The organism is Pseudoalteromonas sp. GCY, assembly GCF_016695175.1.
Taxonomy (GTDB): domain Bacteria; phylum Pseudomonadota; class Gammaproteobacteria; order Enterobacterales; family Alteromonadaceae; genus Pseudoalteromonas.
Genome location: NZ_CP068022.1, coordinates 931,165 through 948,206 on the forward strand (window position 1 = coordinate 931,165; position 17,042 = coordinate 948,206).

The 17,042-nt window shown below is 41.7% G+C and carries 15 protein-coding genes; 4 read left to right on the forward strand and 11 right to left on the reverse strand.

Annotated features, from left to right (window positions below; translation table 11 throughout):
• From JJQ94_RS03665 to JJQ94_RS03685, 5 genes are all read right to left on the reverse strand, one after another.
• Window positions 1-489 (reverse strand): hypothetical protein, encoded by a 489-nt coding sequence (locus tag JJQ94_RS03665; RefSeq protein WP_099032012.1) that lies wholly within the window; start codon window positions 487-489, stop codon window positions 1-3.
• A complete protein-coding gene (locus tag JJQ94_RS03670) occupies window positions 489-1,127 on the reverse strand; it encodes a glycine zipper domain-containing protein (RefSeq protein WP_158299154.1) in 639 nt (212 codons plus the stop codon). Before JJQ94_RS03670 ends, JJQ94_RS03665 begins: the two co-directional genes overlap by 1 nt.
• Window positions 1,117-3,252 carry a hypothetical protein gene (locus JJQ94_RS03675; protein ID WP_099032010.1) on the reverse strand — a complete coding sequence of 712 codons (2,136 nt, stop codon included), beginning with the start codon at window positions 3,250-3,252 and terminating at the stop codon, window positions 1,117-1,119. Before JJQ94_RS03675 ends, JJQ94_RS03670 begins: the two co-directional genes overlap by 11 nt.
• Window positions 3,245-5,446, reverse strand: a complete 2,202-nt coding sequence (locus tag JJQ94_RS03680) for a hypothetical protein (RefSeq protein ID WP_099032009.1) — start codon at window positions 5,444-5,446, stop codon at window positions 3,245-3,247. Before JJQ94_RS03680 ends, JJQ94_RS03675 begins: the two co-directional genes overlap by 8 nt.
• 146 nt (window positions 5,447-5,592) lie before the next feature.
• The gene (locus tag JJQ94_RS03685; RefSeq protein WP_099032008.1) at window positions 5,593-6,021 is read right to left on the reverse strand and encodes a hypothetical protein; all 429 of its coding nucleotides are present in this window, start codon (window positions 6,019-6,021) and stop codon (window positions 5,593-5,595) included.
• A gap of 386 nt (window positions 6,022-6,407) precedes the next feature.
• Here JJQ94_RS03685 and JJQ94_RS03690 point away from each other — a divergent pair, with 386 nt between their 5' ends.
• On the forward strand, window positions 6,408-7,484 hold the full coding sequence (locus JJQ94_RS03690) for a hypothetical protein (RefSeq protein ID WP_099032007.1): 1,077 nt from the start codon (window positions 6,408-6,410) through the stop codon (window positions 7,482-7,484).
• Between the two features lie 339 nt (window positions 7,485-7,823).
• Here JJQ94_RS03690 and JJQ94_RS03695 read toward each other — a convergent pair.
• Window positions 7,824-8,902, reverse strand: a protein-coding gene (locus JJQ94_RS03695) for an IS3 family transposase (protein ID WP_201435418.1) whose coding sequence is annotated in 2 segments (ribosomal slippage) — window positions 7,824-8,650 and window positions 8,650-8,902 — 1,080 coding nt in all. Because the reading frame shifts where the segments join, the coding sequence is not laid out codon by codon here.
• A 276-nt stretch (window positions 8,903-9,178) separates the two neighbouring features.
• On the opposite strand from JJQ94_RS03695, the gene JJQ94_RS03700 reads away from it, so the two are divergent.
• Window positions 9,179-9,955, forward strand: a complete 777-nt coding sequence (locus tag JJQ94_RS03700) for a 2OG-Fe dioxygenase family protein (protein ID WP_172439921.1) — start codon at window positions 9,179-9,181, stop codon at window positions 9,953-9,955.
• Window positions 9,956-10,001: 46 nt separating this feature from the next.
• Here JJQ94_RS03700 and JJQ94_RS03705 read toward each other — a convergent pair whose 3' ends face one another.
• From JJQ94_RS03705 to JJQ94_RS03725, 5 genes are all read right to left on the reverse strand, one after another.
• On the reverse strand, window positions 10,002-11,069 hold the full coding sequence (locus JJQ94_RS03705) for a hemin-degrading factor (RefSeq protein ID WP_099029933.1): 1,068 nt from the start codon (window positions 11,067-11,069) through the stop codon (window positions 10,002-10,004).
• Window positions 11,070-11,078: 9 nt separating this feature from the next.
• Window positions 11,079-13,196 carry a TonB-dependent receptor domain-containing protein gene (locus tag JJQ94_RS03710; RefSeq protein ID WP_099029932.1) on the reverse strand — a complete coding sequence of 706 codons (2,118 nt, stop codon included), beginning with the start codon at window positions 13,194-13,196 and terminating at the stop codon, window positions 11,079-11,081.
• A 150-nt stretch (window positions 13,197-13,346) separates the two neighbouring features.
• Window positions 13,347-13,754, reverse strand: a complete 408-nt coding sequence (locus JJQ94_RS03715; RefSeq protein WP_099029931.1) for a biopolymer transporter ExbD — start codon at window positions 13,752-13,754, stop codon at window positions 13,347-13,349.
• Window positions 13,747-14,250: a MotA/TolQ/ExbB proton channel family protein gene (locus JJQ94_RS03720; protein ID WP_099029930.1), complete on the reverse strand. Its 504-nt coding sequence runs from the start codon at window positions 14,248-14,250 to the stop codon at window positions 13,747-13,749. Before JJQ94_RS03720 ends, JJQ94_RS03715 begins: the two co-directional genes overlap by 8 nt.
• Before the next feature lie 14 nt (window positions 14,251-14,264).
• Window positions 14,265-15,005: an energy transducer TonB gene (locus tag JJQ94_RS03725; protein WP_099029929.1), complete on the reverse strand. Its 741-nt coding sequence runs from the start codon at window positions 15,003-15,005 to the stop codon at window positions 14,265-14,267.
• Window positions 15,006-15,068: 63 nt separating this feature from the next.
• Between JJQ94_RS03725 and JJQ94_RS03730 the strand changes: the two genes are divergently transcribed.
• Window positions 15,069-15,986, forward strand: coding sequence for a heme/hemin ABC transporter substrate-binding protein (locus JJQ94_RS03730; protein WP_099029928.1), 918 nt, complete (start codon window positions 15,069-15,071; stop codon window positions 15,984-15,986).
• Entirely contained in the window at window positions 15,986-17,041 is a 1,056-nt protein-coding gene (locus tag JJQ94_RS03735) for a FecCD family ABC transporter permease (RefSeq protein WP_099029927.1), read from the forward strand. Before JJQ94_RS03730 ends, JJQ94_RS03735 begins: the two co-directional genes overlap by 1 nt.
• The last annotated feature ends 1 nt before the right edge of the window (window position 17,042 follow it).

A 17,042-nucleotide genomic window follows, 5' to 3' on the forward strand; every position in this document is an offset into this window, starting at 1 on the left:
TCAAAGTATCATATCTATTTCTTGTGCTAGTGATTCAAGCTCACTCTCTAGCTGGTTTAGCATTTGCTGTTGTCGTGATTCGCTTGCCGCTTCCTGAAATTGTCTCAATACCTCCTCTCGACTCAGGCCGAGCCATGGGTAACGTGTTTTCAGCTGGCTAATTTTTGTCTGATTAATATGCTCAAGACCTTTGTATGTTTCTATCTTATCCAGCAACGCATCATGGCTTGCAATTAAAGCGTTTAACTTCTCACTTTGTATTACTATCAACTGTGTTAGTTGTACCTTGTCACTTTCAAGCTCTTGATTTTCTTCCTCAATCGCATTCATTTGAGCTTCGATATCCACTACTCTTCGGTTTAGCTGTGCCTGTCGTTGCTTTGCTTTTTCTTCGCTCCATCCATACAACCCACCAGTTGTCGGATCACCTGTCGTCTTACAACCTGATAGCAAAGACAAAAACAAGCAATATATAACCCGCTTCAGCATTAATATAATTTCCGTCTATCTAATGAAGCTAGCTGGGCTTGCATGACTTCTAGCTCGTTCTTTTCAGCAAGAAGTTGTTGAATAACCGTTTCACTATGTGAGGCTAATTGCACAGAAACGGTTTCTCTTTCTTGTGCCAGCACGTCCTTTTGGTACTGAATTTCTTCAGTCAATATCTCGACTAACTTAGCTGACTTGGAAACCGCTTTAGACAGACTATCTTTTTGCGTTTCTAAGCTACTATACTCAGCACTGCGTTTTTGAGACTCTGCCTCAATGCTTTCTAACTGCGCGGTATAACCTTCTATTTCCAAATGAATTTTTTCTCTTTCATTTTTTGCTGCGATAAGTTTCTCTTGTGCCCCTTTAATCACATCTTGCATATATAACTCAGTATTAGCGTAATCCTGCTTCTTCTTAACCACACTCTTGGCATAAAGATCACCGGCAACAGCACCAATCAATGCACCAATCATAGCGGCTTGCTTATTGTCACCTAACACCAAACCAAGCGCACCACCAATGAGTGCACCTGTCGATGCTCCCTCAGCTCGAGTTTTAGTGTCGTCAGTCATTGCACACCCGGATAGCAAAGCTGTCATGATTGAAGCAGCAACAAGGTTTTTTCTACTTTTCATCGTTCGTTTCCCACTGGTTATTGGATTTAGTAAGTACATCAGCTAATTCTTCGATATCGCTCGAGGCATGGCTGTTAGGGGCTGGCAGTAGCTCTTCTATGGTCGACTCTTTAGTATTTAAATGACGGTAATCATTTTCGATACGCTCTTTTTCGTCTAGTAAGTCCTCAAAATCATCGCTGTCGCGCAGGAAACTCAATCTTCTTTCTGTAACTTCGTCCGCAAGCTTTTGCTTTTCGTCTTTGCTTTGTTTTAAATCAACTAAACGCTGCTCTAAACGCATACTATCGACATCGGCAATTGATTTGAGCTTACGATCTCGACTATCAAGCTGCGCTTGGATCAGGCTTTCGTCTTTAATTTCTAGTCTTTCAATCAGTAGATCCATTCCTCGGCTGCGCCTCAACAGAGCCGATACCTCACAGAGCAATTCATCTTGTAACTTTGCGTTATACTCGCGTTTATTCACCCAAAGCGTAATGGAAGGGATAAGTAATGTTGATGCCTTGAAAAGCCTAATAACTTCCTGTTTTATATCTTCTAGTTCATTCTCAATCGCCAATTTTTTACAGACTCTATCGTCATTCCCTTTAAGGGCGGTGTTGGTATGACGCTCAGGAGAATCAATTCGGTAACCAAAATCCCATTTTTCAAACGTTTCCCAACTATGTTCACCACCGGCGTCACTGACGACTAGACCGAGCACTTCAAATGCACCACTGAATGAATACTCGGCACCAATCCCGTCTTGTCCACCAAAAAAATGCTTAAATTGGATTGGTATTTTTTTACCTCTTAGCTCTTCAAGCCTCATGGCATCTTCAGATTCAACTGCCATAAGTGACTTAATACTTACCACCAAGCCATGTTGTTCACTTAATAGTTTGCCAATTTCATCTTCAAGTTGAGGCCGGATTAATTCTTCAAACTGACTTAATGCTTTGTAATGATTAAACTTGTCATTCAACATCACTTCTTTGCAAATGTCGTGTACTAATACTTTTATTCTGTCGAGAATTTGCGCTTGCGTTATTGCTAACAAATCAATCTGATTGTCGTTTTCACTACTTGCAAATAAGTGACGGTATTTCTCAAACTCTCCTTCTTTCGCCTTAACTTCCATGCGAATATTTAACCGTACACGGCTACCAAACATCCCCGTTTTAAATGCGCCATCTTCTTTATCAAACGTGAGCATCAACCCATTTAATAACCTCAGCGGAGCAATGTTTGGTAATGTATGAAATGAATTAAGTTCATAACCAATCGCAGTAGCTTGTTGCTTAACACTATTTTTAACCTGATCGGAGATAGAGACGTCTTGACTCGTTGCCGTTTTGAAGTTGCTCAGCAGATCCATTTCAGATTTGCCCAAAATATGCTGACGGATTGCTCTCTCAATACCCGCCTTCATGTGTGCTACCACCCCCTCGATATCGCTAATTTCAGACTTGCGATAGGCTTGATAGTTATTCAATGTCATTTGACATTCGGACGTTACTTCTAAGCCCGTTTCTTTTATCTTGGTACTATATTTAAATTCGGCATATCGCTCTGGTGCATTACGCAACGTAAAGCCAATATTAAAATCCATTCCTTTTAATTCTTGCTGCATTTGCTCGCACACCGAAGTGTTTAATTCACTGCTTTCTCCACGCTGTAGCTCTTGCTGATAAAACTCATCCAATAAGTTGCTATTTTGTGAGTCCAAGCATTTCTTATACATTTTCGACATGCAGTGATGCAGGTGCTTATCTATTAAATTAAATAATCCTTTTTCCGGCGTGCCCGACATACTCAAGATTTCGACTAACTTATGTGCTTCAGTTTGATCTGTAATTTTAAGCTGAAAGGTAGCGTAAAACTCTAGTGCAATCTCACTTGCACCTTCATGCCATTCAAATGGAATTTTGCTAATGACGATTGGTTTTGTATGAGATTTAACAAAGAAATATTCATAATGTTTCTTATTAAATAAATCAGATAGCAAACCTTGCTTGGTTACGATTTGGTTGGTTTTCTTATTCCAAGTGACAACAAATCCTTCTCCATGAACTCTCGGATTGTGAAAGTTAGTATCGACTTTTCTGATTAAGTTGCTCAAATTAGAGATGCTTTCATGCATGGTAGGATTCTCTTCTAGGTTTTTTAAATTGTTTAATAGCTTCGCTTAACACGCCTTTTTTTAGCTTTAGTAGCATCCTCAACTCTTTATCTGATCTACAATTTCTGTACTGCTCTACCGCCTTATCTCGCTGAATTCTTAAATCTGCTTTAATTTGCTCGTACTGTTTTCTGGTGCAAGCAATGGCAAACAATTGATTCAATCGTTTGAATTTTTCATTTAACTCCGTAAGCATCATGTCGTAATGCTCATATTCGCTTTCATCGGTGATATATTGCGCTTGGAGCAGCGTTTGCTTTATATAAATTGATGTGGTTAAAAATGCTGTGATGTTTCTCTTCTTTAGACTTTCGCTCAAACTTGGCATCGCGAGCAATTGGTAAATTAACTCTTCCGCCCCCTCTTCAAACATTAACGTAATCAAGTAGGAGGTAGCCTTATCATCAACTTGGTTATTTCCCTCTAACACACGATGCATAAGACTAAAAACAAAAAGTCTCACAATCATTAAAGTTAAAACACACTTCTCACTATCGGAAGGTATACTTTTTAGTATTTTTAATAAGTGAAAGGAGTCGCTATATAAATACCCTGAAAAATAGTAGCGAAGCAGCGCAAAGCTAGGACATTTCTTACTCTTATCCAACCCAAGCTCATAGCTTTTAGAAAATATATACTCTAATGACAAAACTTCAGACTCACTTTCAAATTCAATTGAATAGGCTAGAGTATTAAACAAAAAATAGAGGTGATTTTTGAAATCACACACCATCTCTTTAAGCTTATTTTCATAGGTTGATTTAAATACTGGCACCCAGTTGTCAATATGAATTTCTAAGTCTGAAATAGATATTAAATCTTTCTCTTTCTTTTCCACTTGCCCTAGTAGTTGATAAATAAATTCATCGATGGCTATTTTGAATCTATCTTGATAAGAGAGCGCCCTAACAAATGAGATAAAATGAATTATTTTTGAATTTGGACACTGACGATAACGTTCAAATAATTTTAATAGGTAGTCACTGTCAATAGTAATTACCCCGACTTCAGAAAGCTTTAAGTAGAAGTAGGCGAGGTCTGAAAAAAGTGCATCTATGTCAATGAGTTTATTTGTTATATCCTGATCAAAAATGACTTCCTCAATAATTGGCGAGAGTACAGCTAGTTGGAATGGATTGTTTGTAAGCAACTTTTCTCGATATACGCTTGCCTGCTTAATCGAACTTAGCCTGATACAACAAATACCTAAGCCCGACGGTGATGTGAGCTCAAGCCCAGCTAATTTTAAAAACGCATCAGGATCTTGCTGCCAACGAGCATAAGCATGAGTTAACGCTTCGACTCCTTCTCCTATTTCTTTAGCTTGTTTTAATTTATGGTCAAATGCCTTAGCAATTGCATTTTGAAACAACACCAGTGGCATATTGTTAAACCAACAAGTTAGTGTAATAACTAAACAGTCCAACCAGTCGTCGTTATCTAGTGCTGCCACAGGTAATGGGTCATGTGTAAAGTGAACTGCAGGCTGCCAATAACCAAGCATAGAACTTACAGAGTTGAAACGCAGGTATTCCTGGATCCTTCTAGGACAGTCACTATCGCCTTTACTATCCAATACCATAAGCAGCGTTGCCTTACGTGCTTTTAGTTTAGACGTCAGTGCATTTAGATTTTCACGGGTTTCGATAAAGCGCTCGAAACTTTCTAGGTCTTCTATTGGTTGCCTAATAACATAAGCGTGTTGACTTTCTACGTAAGGAAATCTTGCTTCTAAATACTCAGTCATTCGACATGAATTGTGACGTATGTAGTAAGATGATATGTCGGTGTGCTGTAAAGCAGCAGCGATAGCCTCTGAGAGATAAAAGGCATTCTCGTTATTTTTTTCAATAATCAGCCAGTTGTGACAAACGAGGAAGTTGTTAAGTTCGGCTAACTTGATGTCATCTAAAATGACCTCATTACTCGCAATTTTTGGAAACGTTCTTAACTGAAGTGCTTCATACTTCAGTGGTTTCTTATCAGCGTTTGAAAAATAGTTATTGACCTGAACATCTCTGTTCCCTTGGATCACAGCTTCTTCAAACGTACTACTGTCAAATTGGCTCAGTTGCTGAGGAATATCATTCTCATATGCATTGGTTTCGATGTCAATGCTTGAACCAGCTTCTGCTTCCTTTGGATCAGCACTCATATAAAATCACTTTTAATTTTTTAAAAATGGGAGCAATTAGGCCTTAAGAGCTTCAAATAGCGAGCACTTCGCTATAGAGATACAAGCTTCTTAACTAGCTTAGATTTACAGGGTCAAACCACCCCTTACGGAATTTAAGGTTACCTTTAGTCTTTAGCACCAAAGTTAAGCGTAATGTCCCTATTACCAGTGATAACATTTGGGCCATTCTCCCCGCCGTTAAAGGTGCACCCTTGAAACTGAGTATTGCTTTGCTGGCCATTTTGATTTGTAGGGTCTGAGTGGTGGTTGTTTTGTTGATTTTCTATTCGCTTTTGGTGGTATTCCAGCGCTTCTTCAGGCTCAATATTAAGCGCAGTCAATAGATTCTTTAGCTTACTTACCGTCGATGACGAGAGTGGCGCTAAACTGGCTAAGTAGCCTTCCGTCTTATAATTTCGAAGACTTCTATCACTCATGTAAGCACTGTCTGTAACTTGCTGTTCGGACAGTCCTTTCTGATTAATCTTCTCAACAATCAGCTGCCTTAAAGACTCTAATTGCACCTCATCCGCAAAGTTATAAACTTGTTCCATTTCGCGCTCCTTACCCTTAGGCATACCAAAAAATCTCACTTACGGGTCTAAAAACCACATTTAGATTACATTTCTATACAATTAGGGAACAATTTTCAAATATAATTTCACTTTGTTACTTAAATATAAATGATGAAGTAACCATCATTAGGTTACCTGCATCATTGTGAATTTTACGCAACCTTTTTCAACAAAATAAAAAACCATTTAAAATCATTACAATAGAAATTAAAACCATGTTAAGCAACATCAAACACTCTCATCTAGCAAGCAAGAATTAGCACTGTTTACTAGTTCAAACAGGTGCGTCAAGGTAGAAATAACCACCCTTAACGGAGTTTTTAAAAGACAATAAAGTTAAGAAAAATTAACAAAAGGAGTTAAATATGAAATTTCTACCAATACTGAGTGTTATCGCTTTATCTAGTTACTCACTCAAATCAGAAGCTAACTTCACACTACCTACTCATGACGCTATGACTAGCGCCCCTGTTAATGCCGTCAATTATCAAACCTTTAGTAATACTGATGGCATTATTGGGTCAGGTGTTGATGTGTATAAAATCAGTTATAGCGGCGGGGCCGACGATTACGTGATAATTGTTAACTTAGATAGAGGCGGACACCCACTAATAATTAGCTCTGAAAAACATTCTGTGACCAACTCCTGGATGATGGGAGGAAATTCAAACCAAGATAGTACCCCATATTATTACTTCAAAGCAGCCAGCGGATACGGATTTCATAATGCTTTAAAAGCGTTAGACACTGATCTGGCTCAATCATATGTCGGTTTCACTAACTTAAGTTACTTTGGCCCTGTTAGTTCAAACATAGGTGAAAAGAGAGGGATATTATTTCCTAGCCGCTCGCATTCAATTTGGATGGAAGGAGGAGAATTAAAACATTCCTTTTATCATGAAGATTCTGGGTATTACGAAGATAGTATTGACCAAACTTGGGGCTACGCTCTTGATAATTTAGCTAAGCTTGAAATCGGTGGCGGTAAAGCATTTGTAGGGCGTGTTGATGAATTTGATGATGTCACTTCCTTCCAACCCAATGATTCAAGAGATTATTTTGCAGCATTAACTGACTTTGATAATGCAACATATCGGCGCAGTAATTTAGTATCTTACGCATATGCCTTTACTACTAATCATTTAAGTTCCATAAAAGGATACAACTGCAGCTTTGGAGGTGGTTATCCAAGAGGATTTGTCGGCACAGTTGATGCTGATAACAACCCAAGAAACAAGCATGAAAAGCTAGTCATTCTGGTAAGCCAGTGTCAAAATTATGGATACGCGAAGGATGTGCTAGAGATGTATGGACTCAATATGTCTAACGTGATGACTCTAGACAGTGGAGGTTCTTTAAAGTTGTATCTAAATGATTCGAATAGTAAAAAAATAGATTATGGCCGTACAATTCCTAATATACTTGCATTTTTTGAGGATTAACAAAGTAACCACTCAATTGCTACTGTAAATAGAAAAAATCGCTCACTACTCAAGTAGTTTTCGTGGATTTATTCAGATTCTACCGATGACTACTTGTTCCTGCTTACTTTTACTCACAGCCTTCCCCAAAGCGCAAGAGAAAATATGCATCCTCGATGTGCTAGCCCAAAAGGCTTTCCATTTGTACTGCTCACAGCCCTTTAAACCATAGAGAAAGCATGGATTGATATTAATTCGAGTTACCCAGCTCAATTAATCTCCACTAAGCTAAAACTGAATGAAGCATACGGTACAGCAACTGTAACTCCACCCAATTTAGTACAGCTATTTCGTAGAATTTTATGCAGCCTCAAGGTAACCAACCGGTGTCATATCACCTAGTGAATCATGAGGTCGCTCATAATTATAAATATCTAACCACTCATCAGTGATTTCACGTACTTCTTGCAGTGACTCAAACAAGTATAAATCTAGCACTTCTTCACGGTAACTCCGATTAAACCTTTCCACAAAACCATTTTGGTAAGGACTGCCTGGCTCTATAAATTCCAACTTGATGTCATTTTTCATTGCCCAATCTTCGAGTGCCGTTGAAGTAAATTCTGGACCATTATCCACTCTAATCTGCTTTGGTTTTCCTCGCCAAGCAATAATTTGTTGTAGCGTTCTAATAACTCGTTCAGAAGTTAAGCTTGTATCGACCTCAATCGCCAGTGCTTGTCGGTTGAAATCATCCAGCACATTCAGTGTTCTAAAACGATGTCCATAGCTTAATGCGTCACTCATAAAGTCCATTGACCACGATTCATTATATTGTGTCGGTGCACTTAATGGTTCAGGTGTTCTTGTTGGAACACGGCGCTTCCCCTTACGTCTCAAGTTTAGTTTTAGCATGTTGTAAACGCGTTCAACACGCTTTTTATTCCACGGCTTACCTTTATTGCGAAGCCTTTTGAATAGCTTAGGCAGCCCCCACCTAGGATGGCGCTCTACCAGCGCAAGTAATGCGTCGATAACTTCATCATCTGACGGCCGTTTATGTTTGTAATAAAAAACTGAGCGGCTTAGCCCTGCCACTTCACAAGCAAATGCGACGCTGACGTTAAATTGAGCTCTTAAATGCTCTACCCAAGCTCTGCGCCTACTTGTTTTTACAGCTTTTTTGCGATGATATCCTCAAGCATCGAGTGCTTTAGGCTAAGCGTTGCAAACATATCTTTTAGCTTACGGTTTTCTTCTTCAAGCTCTTTAAGTCGCTTAACGTCTGAAGCTTCCATCCCGCCATATTTTGAGCGCCATTTATAAAACGTACTTTGGCCGATACCATGTTTGCGGCAGATTTCTGGAACAGGAATACCCGCCTCAGCTTCTTTGATCATGCTGACAATTTGGGTTTCGGTGAACTTGCTTTTTCTCATCGTAAATTTTCCTATTTTAGTTAATGGAAAATTCTACTTATAAACTGTTTCATTTTTTGGGGGAGTTACACAACCATTCGTTCAAACAGACCTTTCACATTAAAACTCACCATAAATTCAGTTTTCATTCCGTTTAGATTCCTTTCATTTCCTTCAAAATCAATAAATTAAATGCAAATCTATAAACACCAAAACAAACCAGATGAGGTGAATATGAAAAAGCTTATTGAAATTTTTATGAAAACAAATCAAGAAAGACAAATAGGAGAATCAAAAATGACTAAAACTACATTGTTAAGAAATGGTTTCTGCCAATATTCTTTGCCAAATTTCAACGTTGGTTCACTACAAGATATTGAGTTGTTACTGAAACAGGTGGAGCCTGAATTAGGCTTAGACACTTATATTCCATCCGGCCAAAATGCAAGAGGTATCGTGCGTTATACCGTCAAGGACGCTAACACATACCTTATCACTCCTGAGGATAGACAAGGAGGTCAATATTATGTTTATGGCTTATCTCAACAACTAAACCCGGACGCAGGGGGTAAACAAAGGTGGTTCAAAGCAATAACACATTGCACTGACGGTACATTGATTTGCAACCACCCAGTGATCACAGCGCTGACTGAATTTTTGATCCAACATTCAATTTCGGCACCGTCGTACCATGTTGAGCATCAGTTTATTGGCTATTATCCGACACCTTACGCGAATTGCTTGGTAACCCCAAATACGCTTCATTTCGACGGGTTAAGTCATCAAACAATTACCTCAATCCTTACGCTGGCCAGAGAGAATGTATCAGGCGGGGAGTTTGTGATAGCTGACGGTGTCGCGGTAAACACCCCTATAGATAATGTTAGTACCCAAGATCTTCGGCTCTTTACTGAATTACCTGTGGGGTCAGGAGTGATTATGGACGAGTGTCAACGTGGTACTTCCCGCCCACTTTGCCATAGTGCAATGGCGACAAGAATGGAGAATGCGCAACAAAATACCGTCTCTAAACGAATAATCTTAGTCTCAGAAGTCACGCCTATTTGGCACTAGAAATTCAAAGGGCTCTTTTATAGAGCCCTTTTCTACAGCTTAGATATCACGCCGCAACCATTCCTCTGTGGATCAATCGCTCACAGAGGGCTTGCCATTCGCTGGTTTGCTTTTTGCCTTCAATTCTGCGGCCAAATAGCGTTAATACCGTTTCGCGATTGGCATCAAAAAACTCAATAGAGGTGACCACTGTATTGCCGTTATCCGTAGGTTTTCTGACCACGAACGCGCGGGTCAAATCGTCAACTTTTATATGCAGGTTAAACTCAGGATCTAAGACGTTAAACCAAGGGCCAACTTGCTTGAGGTTTTCAACCTTCCCAGAGAAGATCTGTACCGCACCTGGGTTGCCAACGAATACCATAATCTCTTGCTTAAACGTTTTTGCTTGTTGAAAAATATCTGCAAGGTCAAGGCTCTGTAGCTCGAAGCTCCATGGTGAGCCGACGAGTTCAAGAGCCTGCAAGCGTTCAAGGTTATATGTCTCTAAAAGCTTTGGAAAATGATGCACATCCTCAAGCTCACTCCACTGACTCCTAAAGCTATCTAGTTGCTCAGCGCTCGGCTGAGTAATTGTAGGCTCCACAAGTTCAAATGGCTTCACGCTAAATGGGCGCTGTGATGTTAGTTGGTAGCGCGCTTTTATATTCACCAATTCGTTAAAGTCCGACTCAGCCGTGGTATAAACCTTATGTACCGCACGGCCGTTTTCATCAAAAAATTGAAAGCTCGTGTGACTTTCGGTTTCAACTAAAAATACGCTTTGCCAACGATACAAAAATAGCCGTAGGTCGATACCGCCGGGATTGATTGCAATACCACTTAGTTTGCCATTATTGTCTGAAACATAGAGCTTTTCGTATAACCCTTTAATTTCATTTACCACGCTGCCGTTACGCGTCAGCGCCATCACTTTACCCAGTTTTTTCAGGCTCTTAAGGATATCGGCAAGTTGCGTTTCGTCTAAGCGCGTTACTGTGGCAGTCACCGCTTCTTCAAGTTGGGCATTCAATAATTCGGCTTCACTCACGCCTAGTTGCATCGCAGCGTCAACGGGCCGCAGTCTTGGCTCGCCTGCTAACAAGGTTTTATAGTCTTGAATTAATTGCTTCATAGTCTCTCCTTAAAAACGCCAGCTGATCTGGGTTTTAATGTTGCGGCCAAAACCGTAATCGCCTATTCCACCACCAGTACCAGCCATCAGTTTGTATTCTTTGTTAAAGACATTATCGACAGCAACTCTTAGATTAAACGCAGCATTAATATCCCAACTCGCGTATAAATCGGTCAGAGTGTAGCTTTTTTGTGTTTGCGTTGAGTATTGTCTTGTTGCGCGGTTCATCACCTGCACATCACGATCGCCACGCCTGACTATTTGCGCACCAACTTGAACGGCTTTATCAAATAACGAGGCACCTAAATCCAAAGCCATTTTGTCTGCAGGCAAATACCATAAAGGCTTGTTGTCTTGATCTTTGCCGTCTATGTCACTGTAAGAAAAGTTGCTGTAAAAGCGTGGTGTTGCAAAGTTTACTTCCAGCTCAATGCCTTCTCTATCATTGCTAGCACGATTAGCATAACGCGGCGCAGGTACGGGGTTGGTCAAATTACTGGTGACCGACGTGATTTCATCGTCTACCGAGATATCAAAATAGATAAAACGCGCAGTTAATGTGTCATTGTCGGTGAGTATGTTATTTGCCTGATAGGTCACGCCAACTTCGGTGTTGTTGCTATATTCTACGTCTAACGCTAATCCCGGTTGTCTGCCACCGTATTGATCGTATAACTCGTCAATGAGTGGTGCACGGAAACCTTCTTGGCGGTTTGCAAACACCGCCCACTGTTGCGTTAGTTGATAGTTTACGCTCAAGGCACCCGCCCAATCACTGTGTGTCACTTTACTATCTAATGCTGCAAACGTCTGTTGGAATTTAGCCGTTGGTGAGGTGCTATAGCGTTCATAGCGAAGCCCTGCGATCACAGTAAGTTGCTGCCAAGTAAATTCATCTTGGATATACACACCGGAGCGCTTTTGTGTACCACCCGGCTGGGATGTCATCTCAGCGGTGGTTGGAGTCGAGCCGTATTGCTCGCAGGCATAGGTCTCGTAGTTGAGTTTTATGCACGGTAATGCGGTCTTTTCACCAATACGCTCTTTGTCGGTATATTGCACACCGTAGGTCAAAGTATGTGAGTCCAATACGCTGGTATTCATTACATCCAGTGTCGTAATGTTGTACTCATAGTTTGATTCAATACCGATGTAGTCCTCAAGCATACCGACACCATCGGATTCAGTGACTTGACTGCTGGTATAACCGGCCTTAGCGCTTAGGTTCAGGTAGGGATTATTCGCAGGGTTGAGTTCATAACTCAGATTAGCAACTGACTGCTCTACCTCACGGTACACCGTCCCCCATGCGCCCGGATCTGTTGTATTAAACTCGGTTCGCTGATTATCTGTGGTCTCGGTGTAGCTTGCCCCCACAATAGCATCATCACTTAAGAAATATTCCCCTTTTAACAGAATAGAGCTGTTTTCGATTGCCGAGTTATCCAAGGTTTCATCGTTAGACAGCTCCCAATCATCGCTGTCGCGCTTTACCACACCTGCAAGCAAGTCGAGCGAATCATTCGGCCTTGCAAAAGCGATCACTGACGCATTTTTTTGAGCGTTGTTGCTGTCATAACCAAGTTTAATTTTAGCACCAGCGACTTCACCATCCTGTAAAAAATCAGCGGCGTCTTTTAGCTCAAACTGAACAACACCACCGAGCGCACCACCGCCATGAAGCACGGTACTGGTGCCTCGTTTAATGCTTATTGAGCGATATAATTCCGGATCAGTGAACAGGCTACCCATGCGATATTTTTCAAAGGTTTGCAGCATGCCATCAATCGTCACCATCACGTCTTCCGCGTCACTAAAGCCACGAATATTGAACTTATGTCCTGTCGATCTTGGTCCACCATTGGCGGAAACATTAGGAATGGTATCTAAGGCCTCAAATACACTGCTATCTAATTTGCGCTCAATTTGCTCCGACGAAATGACATTCACCGCTTGTGATGATTGCAATGCGGTTTTTGCGGTACGCGTTGCCGTCACGGTCACTGCATCTAGGTCGGTTTTTACAACCGTCGACTGAGATACCTCGTTATTGGAAGAAGAGGCGGCTTGTACCCAGGTGGCAGAAGTGGCAAGCGCGATAAAAAGGGTTAATTTAGATAAACGCATAAGAATACTCCGAGTGTCGTTATTTTTTACACGCACTTCAACTTTGCCCCTGTTCTTCCTTAGTCCTGTATTATTTAAACAGGCTCTCCAAGATGAAATGCGATTGTCGCGGCGCAATATAACACACACCAATCTAAATAGTAATTATTTTTATTCGCTTTTAACTATTAGATTCGCTACCTGAATATTGAGTGTACTAAGCTGTGCAAAAAGTGATACCAGTGCTTCGCTGGGGACTTGTTTATCTACGGCGATATAAATCACGTCTGACTTGTCTAAATGACCAAGCGCTTGTATCAGCGTGTTTTCCGCGCTAAACGGCTGCTCGTCCAAGGCATAGCCAATTTGGCCATGATTGAACATGACACTCACAACCTTCGGTGCTTTTTCCAGCACAACCTCGCCATTTTTTCCTGCTGTTGGTAAGCTCACCTCCAAGACGTTGAGTTTTACGGCCACACTGAGCAGCAAAAATACAAGGACGATAAAAAGTACATCGAGTAACGCGGTTAAATCAGCGCCTAGGTGATGAGGTTTAGGTGTAGGCAGCTCAAGCATTATCCGCCTCCACTAAGGTAAATTGGGTATTCATATAAAGCACAAGCTCGCTTTGAAAACGCTCAACCATCGCTTGCAAAACGCCATAAATAAGTAAACATGGCATGGCTATCGCCAGTCCCGCCATGGTTGAATACATGGCTTCCCATAATCCATCCGCTAATAACGCGGGTGTCACAGTTTGCTGAGTTTCGGCGATGGTTTTAAACATCAATACCAGCCCCCAGACTGTGCCAAAGAGTCCCATTAAAGGGCTTAACGTGCCGATAATACTTAAGATCACTAACCGCTTACGCCACTCAAAAACATACCCTTGTAACCGTAAAGCGCCGACTGCTTTGCTATGAAAAAAGTGGGGTTTACGCTTGATTTCAAGAACGGTAAACCAAGCGTGGCTAAGCACCCAAAGACGCTCTATGATCACCGCAAGCGCAGTAATCGACATACATAAAAATGGCCATTGCATAGGGCCGAGTTGGGAAAACCAAGACTGCATCGTAGTAATACTCTCTAAGAAAGGGAAAATTTAATGGGTACGGTAAACAAGGCTTTTACAGCATTACCGTCACGAAAAACGGGATGAAACTGCCATTGCTCAACGTTCTTGCGAGCAGCCATGTCCAAAGATTGATGACCGCTACTTTTAACCAAAGTTAAGTTCACGATTTCACCTTTTTGATCCAGCTCAATTTCAAAAATAGTCACGCCTTCAAGCCCTCTTCGCTTGGCACGTAGTGGGTAGCTAAGCGCAGGTCTTGGTGCTTTGAATAAAGGTAAAGCATCTAATTTAACAAAAGAGTCATCGGTACTATTTGCTTCACTGAGATGCCTCGCTGAGGCCATTTGTGTCGCTTCTTGCTGCGACGTATTTTCTCGTGTTGAGGTAGGCTCTGCTGCTTCGATAGTTTTTTTATTCTCAGTCACTATGGCTTTATTAAGCTTTTTAGGTTGCGTCCGTTCATTGGCCTGTTGCTTGGGTTTGGATACAGGCTTGGCTTCCTGCTCTTGCTTTTGTGGTTTTTTAAGTAAGTGCGTGGTGCCATTAAAATCAGATGGCGCTTGCTCTGCTACCACTTTTGGAGCTGGCTCTTGGGAGGGTTGTGCCGCAAACGAAATCATGAGTGGTTTGGTGACTTTACTCACTTCATTTGCAGCAACGCCTGAGTGCCACACCAGCGCAGAGCTTGCAGGAAATAACCACCACAAGCCATGCAGCAAAGCGGAGACAGTGATGCAGATAATTAATTTCATATTGATAAAGACAAATGATAACTGTTACTATTCGCAATAAATACTAACAAGTTTGGATTGGTAATGAAAGCTCAAATTACGACACTGCTAACTTCTAGTTTGCTACTACTCACTTCTCTTCTACAACCTACCTATGCGGATCAAGGTGCCAAAAACATTGTGGTTTCTGGAGGCTCTATCACAGAAATTATTTATGCACTTGGCGAGGAAAATCGTATTGTTGGCGTGGACAGTACTAGCGTATTTCCGGTTGCTGCGAGCCATAAACCACAAATCGGTTACGTAAGAAAAATCAACGTTGAAGGGATCCTTTCCCTTAACCCAGATTTATTACTCGGTGAAGCAGATACAGGCCCAGACAAGGTATTAACACAGCTTCAAGACACCGGATTACCCACTTATATTTTCAGCGATAACGATAATCTTGCTGGCGTCGAAGAAAAAATAACAACAATCGCCGAGTTACTGGCAGTTAAAGAAAAAGGCCAAGCGCTAGTCGAATATATTCAAGCCGACAGAAAGGCCTTAACTCATGTCCTAAAACAAGTGAACAACAAACCTAAGGTATTATTTGTTTTGAGCCTGCGTAGTGGCCAACCAATTGTTGCGGGTGCTGGAAATTCTGCAGATGAGGTTATCAACGCAGCTGGCGGCGTTAATGTTGCAGCACAGCATTTTGACGGTTGGAAGCCGCTCGCAACCGAAGCGGCCATCGCCATGAATCCAGATGTGATCATTAGTATGGGCCGCCATGGCGAGCAAAAAGCAACGGATTTAAGCCAAGTTCCCCACTTTAAGTTCTCAAACGCCGTCAAAAACAACCGAGTTATACTTATCGATGGGACGTATTTACTTGGTATGGGCCCACGTACTCCACAAGCCGTAGTTGAGCTCGCAACCTTACTCCACCCAGACGCCACGCTGCCCAACGGTTATCGATTTAGAGCAGCACAGTCTGCATCAGAAAATGAGTCTCTGTAATGCTAGCACTCGAGCAATCTTTAATTCCCGCAGAAGTTGCCAGAAAATGGATGTTGTTGGGACTGATTATCGGCTGTATCGTGGTGAGCTTTATTGGCCTTACCAGCGGCGGAGTGAGCATTAGCTACAGTCGTCTGATGGATATTCTCTTTGCTGGTCAATCAAGTAACTTAGAACATGCGGTGATCTGGCAAATTAGATTACCTAGATTAGTGCTCGCAATTGTGGTGGGTGCAGGACTCGGTGCATGCGGCGCCGCAATGCAAGCAATCTTTAGAAACCCGCTGGCAGATCCAGGGTTAATTGGGATCTCTAGTGGTGCCGCACTTGGCGCAATTAGTACCATCGTATTAGGCTCTACGTTACTCAGTGGATTTGCTGATTATTATGGAATTTACGCCGTTCCAATCGGTGCTTTTCTGGGCTGTCTTGGTGTGTGTAGTTTAATCTACCGTTTATCCAGCCAAGGCAATCGCTTCACGATTGTCAGTTTGTTGTTAGCGGGTATTGCAGTAAACGCCATTGTTGGTGCGGTCATCGGAATACTGACGTTGATCAGCTCAGATCAACAATTACGTGATCTAACCTTTTGGAGCATGGGATCACTTGCAGGCAATAGTTTCACAACTATCATCCCATCGCTGTGTTTAATGTTGGCATGCTGCTTTGGTTTTAGCCGCTTAGCTCAACCGCTCAACCTCTATTTACTTGGCGAGCAACAAGCTAGACACCTCGGGGTCGATGTCGTGCGCCTAAAAAAGAAAGTGTTTGCTTATACCGCATTGTGCACCGGTGCGGCGGTTGCGCTAACTGGTATTATTGGTTTCGTTGGCTTTATTGTTCCTCACATAGTGCGCTTATTAATCGGCCCAGATCACCGCTATTTGTTACCTGCTTCGATGTTGGGTGGGGCAATTTTACTGTGTCTAGCGGACTTGCTCGCTCGCACACTCATTCTCCCATCAGAATTACCGATAGGCCTTATCACCAGCGCTTTAGGTGGCCCTTTTTTCCTGATCATGCTGGTGAAAACGTATCGTATAAAGGAGCTTTAGC